This is a genomic window from Haloarcula sp. MBLA0138, assembly GCF_055632455.1.
This window is the reverse complement of sequence record NZ_CM145746.1, coordinates 2,313,971-2,329,012: the sequence shown is the minus strand read 5'-3', so window position 1 is coordinate 2,329,012 and position 15,042 is coordinate 2,313,971. Positions and strand designations below refer to the sequence as shown.

Annotated in this window: 20 protein-coding genes and 2 tRNA genes; 9 read left to right on the top strand and 13 right to left on the bottom strand. The window is 66.8% G+C overall.

Annotated features, from left to right (window positions below; all coding sequences use genetic code 11):
- Window positions 1-80 precede the first annotated feature (80 nt).
- Window positions 81-800 (top strand): PDDEXK family nuclease, encoded by a 720-nt coding sequence (locus ACV7JO_RS12435; protein WP_470353728.1) that lies wholly within the window; start codon window positions 81-83, stop codon window positions 798-800.
- 39 nt (window positions 801-839) lie between these two features.
- Window positions 840-1,841 carry a tRNA-intron lyase gene (endA, locus tag ACV7JO_RS12430; RefSeq protein WP_470353727.1) on the top strand — a complete coding sequence of 334 codons (1,002 nt, stop codon included), beginning with the start codon at window positions 840-842 and terminating at the stop codon, window positions 1,839-1,841.
- On the opposite strand, the gene ACV7JO_RS12425 is transcribed toward endA, so the two are convergent.
- Window positions 1,838-2,329: a metallophosphoesterase gene (locus ACV7JO_RS12425; protein ID WP_470353726.1), complete on the bottom strand. Its 492-nt coding sequence runs from the start codon at window positions 2,327-2,329 to the stop codon at window positions 1,838-1,840. The two genes, endA and ACV7JO_RS12425, sit on opposite strands and share 4 nt — an antisense overlap.
- An 82-nt stretch (window positions 2,330-2,411) precedes the next feature.
- Here ACV7JO_RS12425 and ACV7JO_RS12420 point away from each other — a divergent pair, with 82 nt between their 5' ends.
- Entirely contained in the window at window positions 2,412-2,654 is a 243-nt protein-coding gene (locus ACV7JO_RS12420; protein ID WP_470353725.1) for a DUF7533 family protein, read from the top strand.
- On the opposite strand, the gene ACV7JO_RS12415 is transcribed toward ACV7JO_RS12420, so the two are convergent.
- From ACV7JO_RS12415 to ACV7JO_RS12405, 3 genes are read right to left on the bottom strand one after another with little or no spacing between them, the layout of a single operon-like run.
- Entirely contained in the window at window positions 2,651-4,492 is a 1,842-nt protein-coding gene (locus ACV7JO_RS12415) for a UvrD-helicase domain-containing protein (protein ID WP_470353724.1), read from the bottom strand. The two genes, ACV7JO_RS12420 and ACV7JO_RS12415, sit on opposite strands and share 4 nt — an antisense overlap.
- 56 nt (window positions 4,493-4,548) lie before the next feature.
- Window positions 4,549-4,848: a DUF7521 family protein gene (locus ACV7JO_RS12410; RefSeq protein ID WP_470353723.1), complete on the bottom strand. Its 300-nt coding sequence runs from the start codon at window positions 4,846-4,848 to the stop codon at window positions 4,549-4,551.
- 59 nt (window positions 4,849-4,907) lie between these two features.
- A complete protein-coding gene (locus tag ACV7JO_RS12405; protein ID WP_470353722.1) occupies window positions 4,908-5,267 on the bottom strand; it encodes an ArsR/SmtB family transcription factor in 360 nt (119 codons plus the stop codon).
- Window positions 5,268-5,399: 132 nt separating this feature from the next.
- Here ACV7JO_RS12405 and ACV7JO_RS12400 point away from each other — a divergent pair, with 132 nt between their 5' ends.
- Window positions 5,400-5,897, top strand: a complete 498-nt coding sequence (locus ACV7JO_RS12400) for a PadR family transcriptional regulator (RefSeq protein ID WP_470353721.1) — start codon at window positions 5,400-5,402, stop codon at window positions 5,895-5,897.
- Window positions 5,898-6,143: 246 nt separating this feature from the next.
- Here ACV7JO_RS12400 and ACV7JO_RS12395 read toward each other — a convergent pair whose 3' ends face one another.
- The gene (locus tag ACV7JO_RS12395) at window positions 6,144-6,323 is read right to left on the bottom strand and encodes an HVO_0416 family zinc finger protein (RefSeq protein ID WP_470353720.1); all 180 of its coding nucleotides are present in this window, start codon (window positions 6,321-6,323) and stop codon (window positions 6,144-6,146) included.
- A gap of 136 nt (window positions 6,324-6,459) precedes the next feature.
- On the opposite strand from ACV7JO_RS12395, the gene ACV7JO_RS12390 reads away from it, so the two are divergent.
- From ACV7JO_RS12390 to ACV7JO_RS12380, 3 genes are all read left to right on the top strand, one after another.
- Window positions 6,460-6,948 carry a type IV pilin domain-containing protein gene (locus ACV7JO_RS12390; RefSeq protein WP_470353719.1) on the top strand — a complete coding sequence of 163 codons (489 nt, stop codon included), beginning with the start codon at window positions 6,460-6,462 and terminating at the stop codon, window positions 6,946-6,948.
- Window positions 6,949-7,529: 581 nt separating this feature from the next.
- Complete coding sequence (locus ACV7JO_RS12385; RefSeq protein WP_470353718.1) at window positions 7,530-8,111, top strand: hypothetical protein; 582 nt, start codon at window positions 7,530-7,532, stop codon at window positions 8,109-8,111.
- 63 nt (window positions 8,112-8,174) lie between these two features.
- Complete coding sequence (locus ACV7JO_RS12380) at window positions 8,175-8,555, top strand: DUF7718 family protein (RefSeq protein WP_470353717.1); 381 nt, start codon at window positions 8,175-8,177, stop codon at window positions 8,553-8,555.
- 6 nt (window positions 8,556-8,561) lie between these two features.
- Here ACV7JO_RS12380 and ACV7JO_RS12375 read toward each other — a convergent pair whose 3' ends face one another.
- Together ACV7JO_RS12375 and ACV7JO_RS12370 are read right to left on the bottom strand one after the other, a co-directional pair.
- Window positions 8,562-8,708, bottom strand: a complete 147-nt coding sequence (locus tag ACV7JO_RS12375; protein WP_470353716.1) for a hypothetical protein — start codon at window positions 8,706-8,708, stop codon at window positions 8,562-8,564.
- A gap of 77 nt (window positions 8,709-8,785) precedes the next feature.
- Entirely contained in the window at window positions 8,786-9,013 is a 228-nt protein-coding gene (locus ACV7JO_RS12370; protein WP_470353715.1) for a DUF7692 domain-containing protein, read from the bottom strand.
- A gap of 254 nt (window positions 9,014-9,267) precedes the next feature.
- Here ACV7JO_RS12370 and ACV7JO_RS12365 point away from each other — a divergent pair, with 254 nt between their 5' ends.
- The gene (locus tag ACV7JO_RS12365; RefSeq protein WP_470355796.1) at window positions 9,268-9,684 is read left to right on the top strand and encodes a hypothetical protein; all 417 of its coding nucleotides are present in this window, start codon (window positions 9,268-9,270) and stop codon (window positions 9,682-9,684) included.
- Here ACV7JO_RS12365 and ACV7JO_RS12360 read toward each other — a convergent pair.
- From ACV7JO_RS12360 to ACV7JO_RS12350, 3 genes are all read right to left on the bottom strand, one after another.
- The gene (locus tag ACV7JO_RS12360; RefSeq protein ID WP_470355778.1) at window positions 9,581-10,045 is read right to left on the bottom strand and encodes a DUF7563 family protein; all 465 of its coding nucleotides are present in this window, start codon (window positions 10,043-10,045) and stop codon (window positions 9,581-9,583) included. The genes ACV7JO_RS12365 and ACV7JO_RS12360 overlap by 104 nt on opposite strands.
- A gap of 166 nt (window positions 10,046-10,211) precedes the next feature.
- Window positions 10,212-10,286, bottom strand: a tRNA-Ile gene (locus ACV7JO_RS12355).
- 76 nt (window positions 10,287-10,362) lie between these two features.
- Window positions 10,363-10,435, bottom strand: a tRNA-Asn gene (locus ACV7JO_RS12350).
- 96 nt (window positions 10,436-10,531) lie between these two features.
- On the opposite strand from ACV7JO_RS12350, the gene cca reads away from it, so the two are divergent.
- A complete protein-coding gene (gene cca, locus ACV7JO_RS12345; RefSeq protein ID WP_470353714.1) occupies window positions 10,532-11,932 on the top strand; it encodes a CCA tRNA nucleotidyltransferase in 1,401 nt (466 codons plus the stop codon).
- Here the strand turns inward: cca and ACV7JO_RS12340 are convergent.
- Genes ACV7JO_RS12340 through ACV7JO_RS12330 form a run of 3 tightly spaced genes read right to left on the bottom strand, consistent with a single transcriptional unit; the run spans window position 11,911 to window position 14,911 of the window.
- Window positions 11,911-12,918, bottom strand: a complete 1,008-nt coding sequence (locus tag ACV7JO_RS12340; RefSeq protein ID WP_470353713.1) for a histone deacetylase family protein — start codon at window positions 12,916-12,918, stop codon at window positions 11,911-11,913. The two genes, cca and ACV7JO_RS12340, sit on opposite strands and share 22 nt — an antisense overlap.
- Window positions 12,919-13,356, bottom strand: a complete 438-nt coding sequence (locus ACV7JO_RS12335) for a histone (RefSeq protein WP_470353712.1) — start codon at window positions 13,354-13,356, stop codon at window positions 12,919-12,921. It abuts the gene before it with no gap.
- Between the two features lie 55 nt (window positions 13,357-13,411).
- On the bottom strand, window positions 13,412-14,911 hold the full coding sequence (locus tag ACV7JO_RS12330) for a single-stranded DNA binding protein (protein ID WP_470353711.1): 1,500 nt from the start codon (window positions 14,909-14,911) through the stop codon (window positions 13,412-13,414).
- Window positions 14,912-15,042: the final 131 nt, after the last annotated feature.

Below are 15,042 nucleotides of genomic sequence, written 5' to 3'. Positions count from 1 at the left end.
GTCGCCTCGCGCTCGACGGCCATGGCTGTTGTGGGTTCCGGGCCGAGGGTTTAGGTACCGGCGGGGGCCCACCCCGTCCCATGCACGATGGCACGCGCGTGATGGCCGGCGAGTGTACGACCGTCTTCGAGGGGTCCCGCGAGCGCGAACAGCGCGGCGACGTGTTGGTCGTCGTCAAGCCCGACAACACCGTCCTCGTCCACGACGCCGGCGGCTACCAGCCCGTGGCGTGGCTCACCCGCGCCGAGAGCGTCGCGGTCGAGGACGGCGTCGTCACCGCCCGCGACGGCGACGAACTGCTCCGGGTGGTCGCCCACGAGGAACACGGCAGCGCCCGCTTCCCGGCCTCCGATGCGGGCGTCCCCGTCGCCGACTGCCCCCGCTGTACGGGGACGCTGGTCCGCAGCCGCGACACCGTCGCCTGCACCGACTGCGCCGCGTCGTACGGCGTCCCCTCGGACGCGACGGTCACCGGCGGCCGGTGTGACGACTGCGGGCTGCCGACGATGCGCGTCGAGCGCGGCCGGGCCTTCGAGTGCTGTCTCGACCGGGACTGCGACCCGCTGGACGACCGCGTCCGGGCCGCGTTCGACCGCGAGTGGGACTGCCCCGACTGCGGCGACGACCTCCGCATCCTGCGGCGGGGCGGCCTGCTGGCCGGCTGTGCGAGCTACCCCGACTGCGACACCGGCTTCTCGGTGCCCGCCGGCGTCGTCGTCGGCGACTGCGCCTGTGGCCTCCCGGCTTTCGAGACGGCCGGGGGCCGGCGCTGTCTCGACGGCACCTGCGACGCGGCCTGAACCCGCAGGGGCTTTGTCCCTCGGTCCGCCACTCCCGGCATGGACCTGACGCTCGACGGCGATGTCGTGCGGGCCGGCACCCGGGCCCGCGAGCGGTTCTACGACGCCAGCGGCTACGGCCGGGTTCGGGGCGGCGACCTCGACCTCGCGCCGGTCGAGGCCGCCCACCTGCTGTACCGCGGCGACCTCGACGCCGTCTCAGGCATGGGGTTTCGGGAGCTACTGGCCTCGGCGGCCGTCTCCGAGGTGGCCTTCTTCGTCTACAAGGACCTCCGTGACCGCGGCTTCTACCTCTCGCCGGCCCGCGAGGGGTGGGTCGACGACCCCGACGGAGCCGACTTCGTGGTCTACCCCCGCGGGAAGGGGCCGTGGGACGGAGAGGTGGCCTACAGCGTCCGCGTCGTCGGCGAGCGCGAGGCCGTTCCCGCCGACGCCCTCGGTGACTGCGTGCTGGCCGTCGTCGACGAGGAGAGCGAGATAACGTACCTCGCGACCGACCGACCGGCACCCGACGGGACCAGCGACGCCGGGGTCACGGCGACCGAGGGCGACTTACTCGCCGAGCGGGTGCTGTGTTGGGACCCGCCGGCGGCCCTCTACCAGCGGGCCTTCTACGGACAGCGCCTCGACGACGGCGGCGCGGTCCAACTCTCTTTGGTCGAGGCGGCCTATCTTGCCCGCGAGGGGACGCTGTCGGTCGACGGCGGGGCCGACGCGGTCGTCGCCCGCGGCCGCGAGGTGGAGGGCGAGCGCTTCGACCGCCGGCTGACCGTCTACGCGGCGCTGCGGGACGCCGGCGTCGTCCCCAAGACTGGCTTCAAGTTCGGCGCGGACTTCCGGACCTACGCCGACGTGGCGAGCGTCGACGACCTCGGCCACTCGGAACTGCTCGTCCGCGTCCTGCCGGCCGGCCACGTCTTCGACCCGCGGGACCTCGCGCTCGACGTGCGGCTGGCCCACGGCGTCCGGAAGACGATGGCCTTCGCCCTCGTCGACGGCGACGACGTGGCGTGGGTCGGGACCGAGCGGTTGACTCCCTAGCCGAGTTCGTGGAAGGTCACGTCGCCGTCTTCGGTCGCCAGCGTCGCCACGGAGAACGGTTCCGGCGCGGGCGGGATGGCGATGCCGCCGGGGTTGAGACGGACCGTCCCGCCCCGTTGCTCGCGGCCGCGCTCGTGGGTGTGGCCGTGGACGACGTAGTCGTAGCGCCCGCAGTCGACCAGCGCCGCGACCACCGCGTCGCTGGTGCCGTGATACACCGCCACCTCGGCTCCGTCGAGGGTCAGTTCGGCGGTCTCGCCGTGGTAGGTGCCGAAGTCGGCGACGGTGGACTCGACGGCCCACTCGCCGTCGTTGTTCCCCCGGACGGCGTGGAACTCCCAGTCGCCGTCGAAGGGAGTCACCGAGAACGGGGCGACGAAGTCGCCACAGTGGACGACCGCCTCGACGCCGGCGTCCTCGAAGGCCGTCACCGCTGCCTCCACCGCGTCCGCGTTGTCGTGCGTGTCCGAGACGAGTCCGACGAGCATACCCGGAGTTGCGGCGGCGGCCACATCAACGTACCGCGAGCGGGCCGCGGGGCTTTTGGCCGCCCCCGACCAAATCGGGCTGATGGCACCGGGCATCCTCGACACTATCGGACTGGCGGCGGTCGTCGTGCTGGCGATTCCGGTCGCGCTGTTCGGCGCTGAGCATCTGGTACGGGGCGAACTCGTCGCCGGCGCAGTCTACCTCGCTATCGCGGTCGGGATGGTGGCCGTCGAGCAGTACCTCACGACGCCGACGGATATTCCGGGACTGGTCGCGGAGAAGACGGTCGGCGCGGTCGTGAAACGCGACGACGAGGACGGCTAGTCGGCGACGATGGCCTCGCCGGCCTCGTCGAGGAGGTCCTCGATGGAGCGCTCCGTCGGCTCGTTTTCGAGCAACACGTCGATGGGCAGCGTCGGCGCGCCGTCGACGAGGTTCTCCATGAGGACGAGGCGCTCGCGGGCCCGGGACATCCCGACGTAGAAGACCCGCCGCTCGTTGTCGGTCAGGGTCGGCACGGGGCTGGTGTGTTTGGTGAACTCGTCGACCTCGGGCACCGCAATGCCCTGCTGGTCGACGGTCGCGGCCATCTGCTCGACGACCTTCTCGGTGAGGTCGGTCCCGACGAACACGTGGTCGGCCTCCCGCCCCTTCGCGGAGTGGATGGTACCCAACCGGACGCGGTCGGGGTCCATCCCGGCGTAGTCGCCGGCGAAGTAGGCGTTGACGGTCCGCTCTTGGAAGTTGGTCACCTTCCGCAGCATGTCGCTGGCGGAGGCCGGGTCGGGGACGAACGGGACGTTCTCTTTCACCACGTCTGGTTCGATGGTTATCTCCGCGATGTCGTCGACGTCGTGGGCCTCCTCTATCTCCTCTAGGGCGTCGAAGAAGTCGTCGCGCTCGCCGGTGCCGAACGCGGAGTCGGCGAGCATGTCGGCCAGCCGCCGGGCTTCGAGCAGCGACAGCGACTCGTCGTCTTGGACCGCCTCGACGCCGCGGACGTACTGGGTCAGCCGGTCGGTCCACATCCGCTGGTCGGTCAGACAGGAGAAGGGGATGCCCTTGTCGATGAACTCGTCGATGAACTGGAACATCTGGTAGCGCGCCCGGAACAGCACCATCACCGTCTCGTCGGACTCGTCGACGGTGGCGGTGACGTTGCGCGCGAGGTCGAACATCGAGGGGTTGCGGACGGCCTCGACCCGGCCCCCCTCCTTGCGGGGGTTGAGGTCTTTCTCCTGACGCTTGTCGATGTGGCGGACCTCGCGGTTGACGACGTTGAGGATGCGCGAGGGTAGACGGTAGGAGTTTGGCAGTATCTCGTCGGTGGTCACGTCCTCGTCGAGCAGGAGGTCGGGGTCCGCGCCCTGCCACGCGTAGACGACCTGGTCGTCGTCGCCGGCGATGAGGACCCGTTCCATGTGGGGCTTCCACTCCTCGTAGACATCGTACTGGAGGGTCGTGATGTCCTGAAACTCGTCGATGACGAGGTAGTCGACGTTGGGCAGCAGCGAGCGCTGGGCGACCCGTTCGAGCATGTCCGCGAAGCCGATGACGTCGTTGTCGCCCTTGTGGGTGCGCCAGCCGCGGATGGCGTTTGGCACGTCGACGCGGTCGTCCTCGGTCGGCCACGTCGGGGTGTACTTGTTGCCGGTCTGTGCCTTGTCGTCGATTTCGGGCGGAAGCCGGACTTCCTCCTCGTCCCACTTGAAGGGGACGTCGTACCAGTCGGCCACGTCCCGGCGGGTCCGCTGGAGCCACTGGCTCGTCGCGATTATCTTGTTGCCAAGCGTCGTCGACCGTGCCGAGCGCCGCCGGGACCCCTCGTACTCGTCCTCGTAGTCGATACCGAAGTCGTCGCAGAACGCCTCCTTGTCGTCTTCGCCGACCACGTCGCCCCGAGAGAGGTTCAGCAGTTCGTAGGCCTTCGCGTGCATCGTACAGACGTTGCCACGGAGGGCGCGGGGACTCTCGTCCAGCCGCTCGGCGAGGCGCTCGCGGATTTCGGCGGCGGCCGCCCGCGTGTAGGAGACGACAAGCACGTCGCGGAAGTCCACGTCGTCGTCCGTCAGCAGTTCCTCGACGCGGTCGAGGAGCGCCGTCGTCTTCCCGCTCCCGGGACCGCCGAACAGTCGGACGACCTCGGTGGTCGAATCAGTCATTGCACCTATACTAGGTGCGCTCCCCAATAAACGACGTGCTTTGGTGACCAGTGGGGTCAGCGATACAGCGAGACGTACAGCATCGCGAAGCCGATGATGAACGGGATGGTCTCGGACATCTGGAAGAACACGCGGACGAGCGCCCCCGATTGGCCGGCGCTCAGTTGCGTGATGACACTGGAGATGGCGACGCCCATGCTGATGAAGGCGAAGCCGACGAAGGCGTACTGGAGCCGCTCGGAGGGTCGCTTGCGGTAAGCCTGAAAGCTGATGAGCGTGATACCCAGCGTGAGACCGAACACGACCATCCGCATCAACACGAGCGCTCCTCTCGCAAGCGCGACGCCGTCGGCCATCTTGTTGCCCCCGTTGGTCGACCGGTGCCGTAAACGTTCGTGTCGGGTCAGTCGCTGACTCACTCGGGGTTTAGCTCGTCCCAGAGCTGACTGAACCGGTCGGGAAGGTTCTCCTCGCGGTAGATGCGGACCTTGTACTCTTCGTCCTCGAGAGAGATAACCGTCGATTCGAAGTTCGACTCGTACACCTTGTAGTGGTTGCCGTCCTCGGCGACGAGTGTGCGGTCGGTGACGAGGTCGTACTCCTCCAACATCTCGATGCGGCGGTACACCGTCGGCAGCGAGAGGTCACACTCCCCGGCGAGTTCCTTCGCCGAGTGTGGCTCCCGGCTGATAGCGGCCAGCACGCGGCGGGCGTGTTGGTCGCCGATGGTATCGAGGATTTCCTCGATGCTCCTGTCTTCTGGTTCCTCAGCCACTGGTTGAACGTTCACCCCGCGTCACATAAGGGTTTTCGAGCGGGTGGGCTGTTTCACGCTCCGAAAACGCTGCTATGTTTATATGCCGATACCACCGTTACGCCCTATTGCGGATACCGTTCAGGTGAGACGATGTCAAGAGACAACCTCCGTCGCGTCGCGACGACCGAGACGATGGGCGACCGGACCGACGAGCGACTGACCCCCCTCGACGGGACCGGGCGTCCGAACGCGAACGACCCCCCCAGTCACGACGCTATCTCGGAGTCGTTGTTGACAGACATCAGTGACGATATCGCCGACGGCGACATCGCCGTCGACGACGGCCTCGTCACCCAGAGCCTGGACGAGATTCTGCTCGCGATGATCGCGCTGTCCGACGACGACACCCACGGAACCGGACTCATGGAGCGGCTGTCGCGTCTGTTCGACGCCCAGTTGAGTCCGGGGACTGTGTACCCGCGACTGCACGACCTCGACGAGGACGGCGTCCTCCGGATGCACGAACTCGTCCAGACCAAGCAGTACGCCATCGACGACGCCGACGCGGCGACGGAGATGGTCGAGAACGCGGCGTACCGACATCTCGCGCTCGGGATGTACCTACAGGCGTCGCTCGACGCCATGTGACGCTCCGAACTGACCCGACTTCACTCTCTCCCCCGTGGCCGCCCCCCGGCTCCTGACCCCGGTCGGTGCGGCGGCCACACACTTCGTCCCGGAGAGCCGTGGCTCCGCCGGCCGACGGCACACGCCGGTCACGGTACAGACGGAGCAATCGCTCGCAACGACGGCGAGCGGTGCTACGGACGCGAGTCTCGCTCGAACCGGAGTGTGACTACCCCTGCGTTCCGATACCGAAAAACGACCGACCGGTCAGTTTACCGGTGTCCAACCGCACACCGAGCACTCCGTGGCGGCCGGCTCGTGGAGCCCACCGCAGTCCGGACACTGCTTCTTGTTGTAGCTCTCCTCCCACCCGGGCGACTCCACGTCGTGGCCCCGCTGGGAGAGGAACTCGTCGAACATATCGCCGCTACTCGGTGCGGACGCCATACGTGCTATGGTATACCACACCAGCATATATTCTTTCTGGTACTGTGAATCGTTGCCAGCTCTCGTCAGCACCCCTGATAGATACACTACTCTTCGGACAGTTTTATATAGTAATAGTATGAAAGAAAGTTCTGCGATGAACTTCAGAGAACTGCTCCACGACGACGACGCCGTCTCGCCGGTTATCGGGGTCATCCTGATGGTCGCTATCACGGTCATCCTCGCGGCCGTCATCGCCTCGTTCGTCCTCGGTCTCGGCGACCAAGCCCAACAGACCACGCCACAGGCCAGTTTCGCCTTCCAGTACGAGTCCGTCTCCAGCCCGACCAACGGCGACGGCGACCTCCGGATAACCCACGACGGCGGCGACTCGATTCAGGCACAGGAACTCTACCTCCGGGGCAGCGGCGTCGCCGGTGGTCCCAACGACTACTCCGGCAGCCACTCCCTCGGCGGGACCGGGACGTGGAACAACGCCGGCGCCTACGCCGCCAGTACCGACATCGTCGCCGGCAACTTCGTCGTCACCGGCGTCGACGACGACTACGACCTCCGCGTCGTCTACGAGTCCGTCGAAGGCGACACCTCCGCGACGCTCGCACAGGACACCGGGCCGGAAGCGTAACCGTCGCTCCGCCGCTGTTCGGCGACCGGTCCACGCCCCGGAATTCGGTCGAGAATCGGCGAGAAACCACGGCTCCTGCCGGATGTGAACTGACAACGGACTCGCTGCGTGTCTGCCGGGACGCCGTCGGACAACGGACTCCGCTCGCCGCGTCCGCTCCCCACGGAATATGGGCCCTGCCGGTGGTCCCTGCCGTCTTGCGGTTACGTTTCGTAATCGGTTTGCTCATGGTTATGCGTCGAGGGACACGTCGACGCACTCGGTAGCTCCGTCGCGTCGCATTCCTCGATCTCCCGGTCGTGGGGGTACTCCGCTCCGTGCCAGCACGGGCGGGTGACCGCGTAGAGAACCGACCGCATCGCCGAGCCCGACACACGGCCGTACTGGTCGTCTGTAGTGGCTCTCGGCTCGCTCCGGTTCGAGGGGCGACTCACTCACTTCGCCAGCACCGTTGATGCTCGGCAGCGGGACCTTCGTTCCAATATCCTCGGGCACTGCGTCGATCTCCGCGGCGAACCGGAGGAACGACCGGAGGGTACCGGTTGCCCTCGAAGCTTATCCTCCCGTCTCACGTCTCGCCTATGCCGCTCTTCCAGAACGAAGCGAACGCGCTCTCGGTGTGGCTGACCAGAGAAGGGTTCGAGTTCGAGGACATCTTCGCGCGGATTCATTCTCGTGATGACTGGCGGTACATCAGCTGGAGCATCACTTTCGAAGGGGACCCGGCCGAGCAGCGCGACCGGTACGAAGCCTTCCTCGACGACGCCGCGCTCGTAGAACAGCACCGCGACTTCCCGCGGATTCGGTCCCGGTATCTCAGGGAGTATCTAGAGTTCGATCAGCCGATCGGGGAGTGTTCGCGAAAGGGTTGTGACGACCCGGCGGAGACGATTTTTGTCAGTCCCGATAGGCTGATCGGTCCGAAGTACTACTGCGAACACCACGGGAATCGGGTCGCTGATGTACTCGGTCCCGAAGAAGACGAAATGACTCACGCCGAGGCTCGATTCGAAGAGACGTGTCCGATGGATTTCGTGATCGGAGTAGTCTCGGTGCGTGATTCCACACCTTTCCGATCTTTCTCGCCGTCGATCCTTCGAAGAATACCAGAGGTCGATACTCACCGCTTCGGGCGAGTCGCTACGTTCAACATCCCGGCCTGACTCTGGACGACTATCTGAGGATGGTCCCGAAGACGAACACAGTCGTGCCAGCGAAGGAGAGTTATGACGGATCTCGGATTTGAGTGGGTCGAGTGGCCCTACGCACGAATCCGCCGCGAACTAGACACTGAGGACGGCCACGTCACCCGGTTCGTATTCCAGTTGGAGTACAATATGCGAGCGACCCAAGACGGACTCCCGCCCCACGACTGGCGAGAAGTCGCTCGCTTCGACCACAACGTCGACGGGGAACACGACATCGAGGACGAAGGGCTCCACCTCGACCTCTACCGCGACGGCGAGAAGTACGAGAGGGTATGGGGCTTCCCGGAGCTGTCCGCGAACGAGGCTCCCGACTTCTGTCAACAGTTCCTTCAACAGCGGGCCGACAAGCTACTCGACGAGTTCGAGGACTGGCACGATGTCGGCAGAGAATGGCGGTAGCGAACCCTACTCGTCGACGCGCTCGCGCTCCAAGTCGTCGAGTTCAGGAACCTCGCCGTCGTACTCGAACTCCTCGACGGACTCGCCCGTAAGCTCTGCGAGGCGCTCGGCGGCCGATTTCCCGTCGGGCTTGTCCTCCCGTTCGAGGCTCATACAACAATATCATCGAGGTAGCGACTTATGCCTGTTGGGACGCTGACCTCCGTCGTCACAATTCGGTGTTGACGGTCTCACCGACCCAGATATCGCAGGTCCCCGGAACCCGTGGTGTCTCGGCGATCTCTCTTCTGCCGAGTCAAACCCTCTCTCGCCAATATCTCTCGTATTCGCTCGTCCATCCGCCACGAGAACTCGGCGGATTTCATCAGTGTCGTCGTCTTGTTGCAGTCCCAGAATTCGGCGGCCTGCTCGATGGTGTCCGTGCGGTGCGCGTGCTTGCCGCCTTCGCGGATTCGCATACCCACCGCTCGTGAACACGGGGGCAAAAACAAGGTATTCTCGACCAACTCGACGCCCGGCTACTGATAAAGACTACCGTGGCCCACGCCCATCGCTCGTCGATGTCTTCCATTCAGCCCACGACGCCCACCGGAGTATGCACACGGCCAGCTCGCGCTCGTGTGCATATCGCGCCGAGGACGATCTTCGAGCTGTGACCCCGAAGGGGGTTAGCTGAAGATAGTTTATCTGATAGGGAGGCGAACTATTGCATATGTCCTCATCAGGCTTCCCGATTTATCCAAAAACAGGAGAAAACGGAGAGATTGTCGAAATTAGAATACACCGTGACTTATTTCAGCGCATTGAATCCCTCTATAAGGGATTATTGTGGATCTCAGGAAGTGTGGGCATAGAAAGATTTCCAGAAGGATTAGAAATTGTTGGTGACTTTTTCGGCTCCCTGATGCTTGAGTATGATTTAGTTGGGTGGGGTGTTTCAGTGGCGCTGATTCGTCTTCTTTGGTGGGCGGTAGAACAGATAATCCCAATCGGGGTGTATATCGTCGAGACTGTATCTTCTGGATTCACTTTGGGTGGTGAGCATGGTGCAACTCTTGGTGGTAAGGACGGCGGCACGCTCGGAAACAGCAAAGTTGTGACGGAGCTCCCTGAAGACGAATGGACGTAGACAGCGGACAGTCGAGAATTACGACCTGACTTTTACCGAACCCCCAGAGACTGGCGGGCATGGCTGCACTCGCGGCCAGCCTACTATGTCGAATAGGGTGGGCTGGGCACTCACAAATCTCACCCCCGTCAATCCGGGCGTCGCCACGGCGGCCGCGGTTCCGATTGGGTTGGTTGGCGGGGTCGGGGTAGTCCACGTCTCGACCGGCGGTGCTGCCGGCCCGGAGCCGCGGGCTGGAATCGCACCCCTGACAGCGGTGAACGACGACGTTCTTGTCGCCGAAGGTCCGCCGGAAGTCCCGCGAGACGCGCGCCCCGCAGTGCTGGCACGTCTGCCGGTCGGCCGACCGACGGGGAATCACGCACCTCTCAGCTACTGACACTGCCGGACGCGGTGGGTGTCCAACAACGTCCTTGTTGAACTCATGAGTTTCTCCCCCGTCTCAAAACCGTTAGAACCGATTATATGGCTTCTCTGGGGGCTGAGGGGACCGTTCTGGGTCGGCTGGAGTTCGATTGAAAGGGTGATGGGCCCTGCCGGATTTGAACCAGCGCTCAATCGGTTATGAGCCGATCGCTTTAACCGGACTAAGCTAAGGGCCCTCACGAGTCGATTCACGAGTCCCGTTCTTTAGTTTGTCGGGTCACCGTCGGTCGGTTCCGACGGAAACGGAGAAAGCGCCACCGCCAGGGCTCGAACCTGGGACAACCACGTTAACAGCGTGGTGCTCTACCAACTGAGCTACGGCGGCTTGTTCGCGTACGTGGATTGACCGAGTTATTAAATAGGGCTTTCGCTTCCGGGGCGCACCGACACGCTTTCACGCACTCTCCCAGTAGCCGGCGGCATGAGCGACGAGTTCGACGCCGTCGTCGAGCGGGTCCGCCAGCGCGTCTCGCCCGACGGCGCGGAGCGCGACCGACTCCGGCGGGTTGCCGACGAGGTGGTGGCCCGGGCCGAGGCGGCCGCCGCCGACCTGCCGGTCGACGCCGAGGTGGTCCGGGTCGGGTCGACGGCCCGCGGGACGTGGGTCGCCGGCGACCGCGACATCGACGTGTTCGTCGCGTTCCCGCCGGAAACCGACCGCGCTGACTTAGAGGAGTACGGCCTGACCGTCGGGCACGCGGTCCTCCCCGACGGGCGCGAGGAGTACGCCGAACACCCCTACGTCGTCGGCGAGGTCGACGGGTACGACGTGGACCTCGTGCCCTGCTATGCCGTCGCCGACGCGACGGCCATCCAGTCGGCCGTCGACCGGACGCCGTTTCACACCCGCTATCTCGCCGCCCGGCTCGACGACGACCTCGCGGCCGACGTGCGGGTCGCCAAGGCGTTCGCGAAGGCCGTCGGCGTCTACGGCAGCGACCTCCGGACCCGCGGGTTCTCCGGCTACCTGACCGAACTGCTCGTCCTCGAATACGGCGGGTTCCGCGGCCTCGTCGAGGCGGCGGCGGACTGGCACCCGCCGGTCGAACTTGACCCCGCGGACCACGCGCAGGCCTCTTTCGAGGACCCGCTGGTCGTCGTCGACCCGACCGACCCCGAGCGAAACGTCGCGGCCGTCTGTTCGGCCGAGAACGTCGCCCGGTTCCAGCACTACGCGCGGAAACTGCTCGCCGACCCGACCGTGGCGCTGTTCGAGGCCGACGTGCGCGAGCCGTACGACGCCGCCGACGTGCGGGCAGCCGTCGAGGACCGCGCGACGACGCCCGTCGCGGTTCGGTTCGACGCGCCCGACGTGGTCGACGACCAGCTGTGGCCACAGCTCCGGAAGTCGCTGGCGGGGCTGACCGACGAACTCGACCGCCGCGGGTTCGAGGTGTTCCGGTCGGCCGCGTTCGCCACCGGTGACGACGAGGCGAGTGCCGCTACCGACGACGGGGGCGACGCCGCCGAAGCGGTCCTGTTGCTCGAACTGGCCGTCGCGCAACTGCCGGCCGTCGAGCGCCACGCGGGGCCGCCGGTCCACGTCCGCGAGCACGCGACGGGGTTCTACGAGGCGTACGCCGACGACCCGTCGGTGGCCGGCCCCTTCGTCGAGGGCGGCCGGTACGTCGTCGAGCGCCCCCGCGAGGTCACCGACGCCCTCGCTGTCATCGACGGCGACGCGCTGTTCGACGCGCGGCTCGGTCCCCACGTCGAGGCGGCGCTGCGGGAGGGGTACGAGACGCTCTCGGGCGTCGACGTCGCGGCGCTGGCGGACCGATTCGGGACGGACTTGGCGGCCTACTTCGAGCCGAAGCCCTGAGCGGCCAGTTCGTCGAGCACCTCGCTGGCCCCCTCGCTCACGTCGCCGTCCGGCTCGACAGGCCGGTAACCGTCGAACACCTCGTGGACCGTCGTCACCGAGTCCGCGAGCGTGTCCAGCCCGTAGCCACCTTCGAGGACGAAGCCGAGGCCGGCCCCGCAGTCGTCGGCCAGCGTCCGCATCTGGTCGGTCAACACTCCGTACCCCTCGGTCGACACCTTCATCCGCGAGATGGGGTCGTGTTCGTGGGCGTCGAAGCCCGCGCTGACGAGCAGGAGGTCGGGGTCGTACTCGCGGATGGCCGGCGCGATGCAGCGCTCGACGGCGGCGACGTAGTCGGCGGTGTCCGCGCCCGGCGGGTACTTGACGTTCAGCGTCGTCTCCTCGCCCTCGCCCGTCCCGGTCTCGGAAACGTCGCCGGTCCCGGGGTAGAGGCCGTCCTCGTGGACCGAGGCGTAGAACACGTCGCCCCGGTCGTAGAAGATATCCTGCGTCCCGTTGCCGTGGTGGACGTCCCAGTCGAAGATAGCGACGCGGTCGGCGTCGTCTTCGAGGGCGGCCTGCGCGGCGACGCCCGCGTTGTTGACGAAGCAAAAGCCCATCGCGTCGTCGCCGACGGCGTGGTGGCCCGGCGGCCGACCGAGAGCGAAGGGCGTGTCGCGGCCGTCCTCGCCCGCCATCGCGGCCTCGGCGGCCCACACCGAGAGCCCGGCGGCGGCCAAGGCGGCGTCCCACGTCGCCTCGACGGCGACGGTGTCGGCGTCCCAGTTGCCCCCGTCGTCGGCGCAGAACGCCTCGAACTCCTCGACGTACGCCGGGTCGTGGACTCGCTCGACGAGGTCCCTGTCGGCGTCGCTGGCGGCGACGTACTCGACGCCGTGGTGGTCCTTGAGCGCGCGCCGGACCGCACGGAGTCGGTCGGGGCTCTCGGGGTGGCGCGGCCCGGTGTCGTGGTCCAGACAGACCTCGCGGTAGCCGAAGTTCATTCAGTAGTACTGGGCCAGTTGGAAGTACGTCTCGATGTCTTCGGCTTTGATAGTGCGTCGGTCGGCGTGGCGGGCCAGCGATGCGCCGGCCGCCGCGGCGTCGTCGGCGTACCCTTCGAGGATGTCCGCCAGCGCGACCCGGGCGTCCATCGCCACGCGGTAGTCGTCGTCGATGTCCAATCGCGCGATACGGTCGACCGGGGCGACGGGCAGTTCGAGGCCGTCTTTGTCCGGGGCGGGCGCAACGCCGAAGTCCGACGGCATCAGCGTCTTCCGCCCGTCGGCGGTCGCCTCCTCGGCGGCCGCCACCGCAAGCGAGGCCCCGTGTGACTGGACACGGCGCGCCAGTTCCTCCGCCGCCTCGGCACTCACCCGCAACCCGTCCGCGTTCCGCCGGATGACGGCGTCCACCGGCGCGAACGGTAGCTCGACGCTCATACCCACATCCGGGAGTGTTGCGGCCTTAAGGGTTTCCGTAGCGCCGCTTACCCGCTCAGAACACGTCGTCGGCGTCGATTCGGTCCTCGTCGACCCGCCGGCCCCGAACCGTCACCTGCTGGCCTAACTGGACGCCCTCGTCGGTCTCGACGCGGCGCGTCTGCTCGCCGTCGTCCAGTACGACCGGGTCGCCCGTCTGGACGACCGTCCCGGTGAACTCCACCTGTTCGGCGGCCTGTGCGCCCCCGTCGCCGCTTGCGCCGGCGGTGTCAGACGCCGCACTGGCCGCGTCCGCGCCGTCGGTCGCCGCCCCACCGGCCCCGCCGCCGGCGCTCCCGCCGGTTGTCGTCTCGCCGCCGTCCGACCCGTCGTCCGCGCTATCGCCCGCGAACGACGAGAGGCCGGCGTTCTCGTCGTCGCCGCCCGACGGGGCCGGGGCCGCCCCGGCGCTGTCGTCCAACACCACGACCGTCGACGCCCAGTTGGCCGAGGCCTCCTTGTCGTCCTGCCAGCCGTCCTGTATCTCCACGTCGGCGGCCAGCACCTCGTCGCCCGGCGCGATCTCCTTGTCGGCTTTCTCGCCCCACAGCGCGACGCGGATGTCGCCGGTCGCGTCCTGAACCCGGACGTTCCGGACCTGTCCCTCGCTGCCGTCGTCGCGGTCGAAGGTCCGCTTGGGGTCGGTCGAGCGGACGACGCCGGCGATGTCGACGGTGTCGTCGATCTCGACGTTCTCGATGGGGTCGGCGTCGGGTTCGAAGCGCACGTCCTCGTCTATCTCGTCGACCGCGCCCTCGTCGCCGACGTGCAGTTCGAGCGAGCCGTCCCGCTCGCGGACGTAGCCGTCGACGACCTCGACGGCGGTCCCCGGGTCGAGTTCCTCGGCGCGCTCCGTGCGGTCGTCCCACAGCGTCACCCGCACGCGGCCGGTCTCGTCGCCCAGCGTGAGGTTCGCCACGCGGCCCTCGCTGCCGTCGTCGCGGTCGAAGGTCCGTATCGAGTCCGTATCGAGGACCAGCCCTCTGAGGGTCACGTCGGACTGGCCCATCGTCAGCCCCTCGACGGTCGCGCCATCGCCCGGTTCCACGTCGACGGCCACGTCCTCGTCGATTTCGGCCTTGTCGACCGACACCTCCAGCCCGTTGTAGCCGTCCTTCGGACGGCCCTTGACCCGCAACACGTCGCCGACGTCGAGGCCCCCGTCGTCGATGTCGACGGCCTGCTGGTCCCAGAACGCGAGCCGGACGCTCGCGGTCTCGTCGGCCGCCTCGACGTTCAGCACCCGCCCGTCCTCGTCGTCGCCGTCCCGCTCGAAGCGTTTCAGTTCCCCGACGGCGAGTACCTTGGCGACGAACTTCACCTCCTCCATCCCCGGTTCGATGTCCGCGACCGTCTCCACCTCCCCCTCGTTGAGTTCGTGGGCCAGCAACATCGCGGCCGTCTCCTCGTCCGCGAGCCCGCCCATCTGCTCGACCTTCTCTGCGACGGCCTCGCGGAACTCCTCCTCGGAGACGTCCGTCTCTAAGTCCGCGTAGATGTCCTCTATTGCGCCCATCTATCTATGGGACGCAGGGATGGGGCGCGCTTAAGCGTTGTCGTTGCCACGGTACGACGCCGCTGTCCTGCGGTTTCTCCCGTCGGTCGTCCATGTCCGACGTTGGTCGCGCCACCGCGTATAAACCTCCG

Bases quoted from the DNA above. Each gene is read 5' to 3' on its own strand.
- ACV7JO_RS12435 (WP_470353728.1), top strand. From the start codon at position 81: ATGCACGATGGCACGCGCGTGATGGCCGGCGAGTGTACGACCGTCTTC.
- endA (WP_470353727.1), top strand. From the start codon at position 840: ATGGACCTGACGCTCGACGGCGATGTCGTGCGGGCCGGCACCCGGGCC.
- ACV7JO_RS12425 (WP_470353726.1), bottom strand. From the start codon at position 2,329: ATGCTCGTCGGACTCGTCTCGGACACGCACGACAACGCGGACGCGGTG.
- ACV7JO_RS12420 (WP_470353725.1), top strand. From the start codon at position 2,412: ATGGCACCGGGCATCCTCGACACTATCGGACTGGCGGCGGTCGTCGTG.
- ACV7JO_RS12415 (WP_470353724.1), bottom strand. From the start codon at position 4,492: ATGACTGATTCGACCACCGAGGTCGTCCGACTGTTCGGCGGTCCCGGG.
- ACV7JO_RS12410 (WP_470353723.1), bottom strand. From the start codon at position 4,848: ATGGCCGACGGCGTCGCGCTTGCGAGAGGAGCGCTCGTGTTGATGCGG.
- ACV7JO_RS12400 (WP_470353721.1), top strand. From the start codon at position 5,400: ATGTCAAGAGACAACCTCCGTCGCGTCGCGACGACCGAGACGATGGGC.
- ACV7JO_RS12395 (WP_470353720.1), bottom strand. From the start codon at position 6,323: ATGGCGTCCGCACCGAGTAGCGGCGATATGTTCGACGAGTTCCTCTCC.
- ACV7JO_RS12390 (WP_470353719.1), top strand. From the start codon at position 6,460: ATGAACTTCAGAGAACTGCTCCACGACGACGACGCCGTCTCGCCGGTT.
- ACV7JO_RS12385 (WP_470353718.1), top strand. From the start codon at position 7,530: ATGCCGCTCTTCCAGAACGAAGCGAACGCGCTCTCGGTGTGGCTGACC.
- ACV7JO_RS12380 (WP_470353717.1), top strand. From the start codon at position 8,175: ATGACGGATCTCGGATTTGAGTGGGTCGAGTGGCCCTACGCACGAATC.
- ACV7JO_RS12375 (WP_470353716.1), bottom strand. From the start codon at position 8,708: ATGAGCCTCGAACGGGAGGACAAGCCCGACGGGAAATCGGCCGCCGAG.
- ACV7JO_RS12370 (WP_470353715.1), bottom strand. From the start codon at position 9,013: ATGCGAATCCGCGAAGGCGGCAAGCACGCGCACCGCACGGACACCATC.
- ACV7JO_RS12365 (WP_470355796.1), top strand. From the start codon at position 9,268: ATGTCCTCATCAGGCTTCCCGATTTATCCAAAAACAGGAGAAAACGGA.
- cca (WP_470353714.1), top strand. From the start codon at position 10,532: ATGAGCGACGAGTTCGACGCCGTCGTCGAGCGGGTCCGCCAGCGCGTC.
- ACV7JO_RS12340 (WP_470353713.1), bottom strand. From the start codon at position 12,918: ATGAACTTCGGCTACCGCGAGGTCTGTCTGGACCACGACACCGGGCCG.
- ACV7JO_RS12335 (WP_470353712.1), bottom strand. From the start codon at position 13,356: ATGAGCGTCGAGCTACCGTTCGCGCCGGTGGACGCCGTCATCCGGCGG.
- ACV7JO_RS12330 (WP_470353711.1), bottom strand. From the start codon at position 14,911: ATGGGCGCAATAGAGGACATCTACGCGGACTTAGAGACGGACGTCTCC.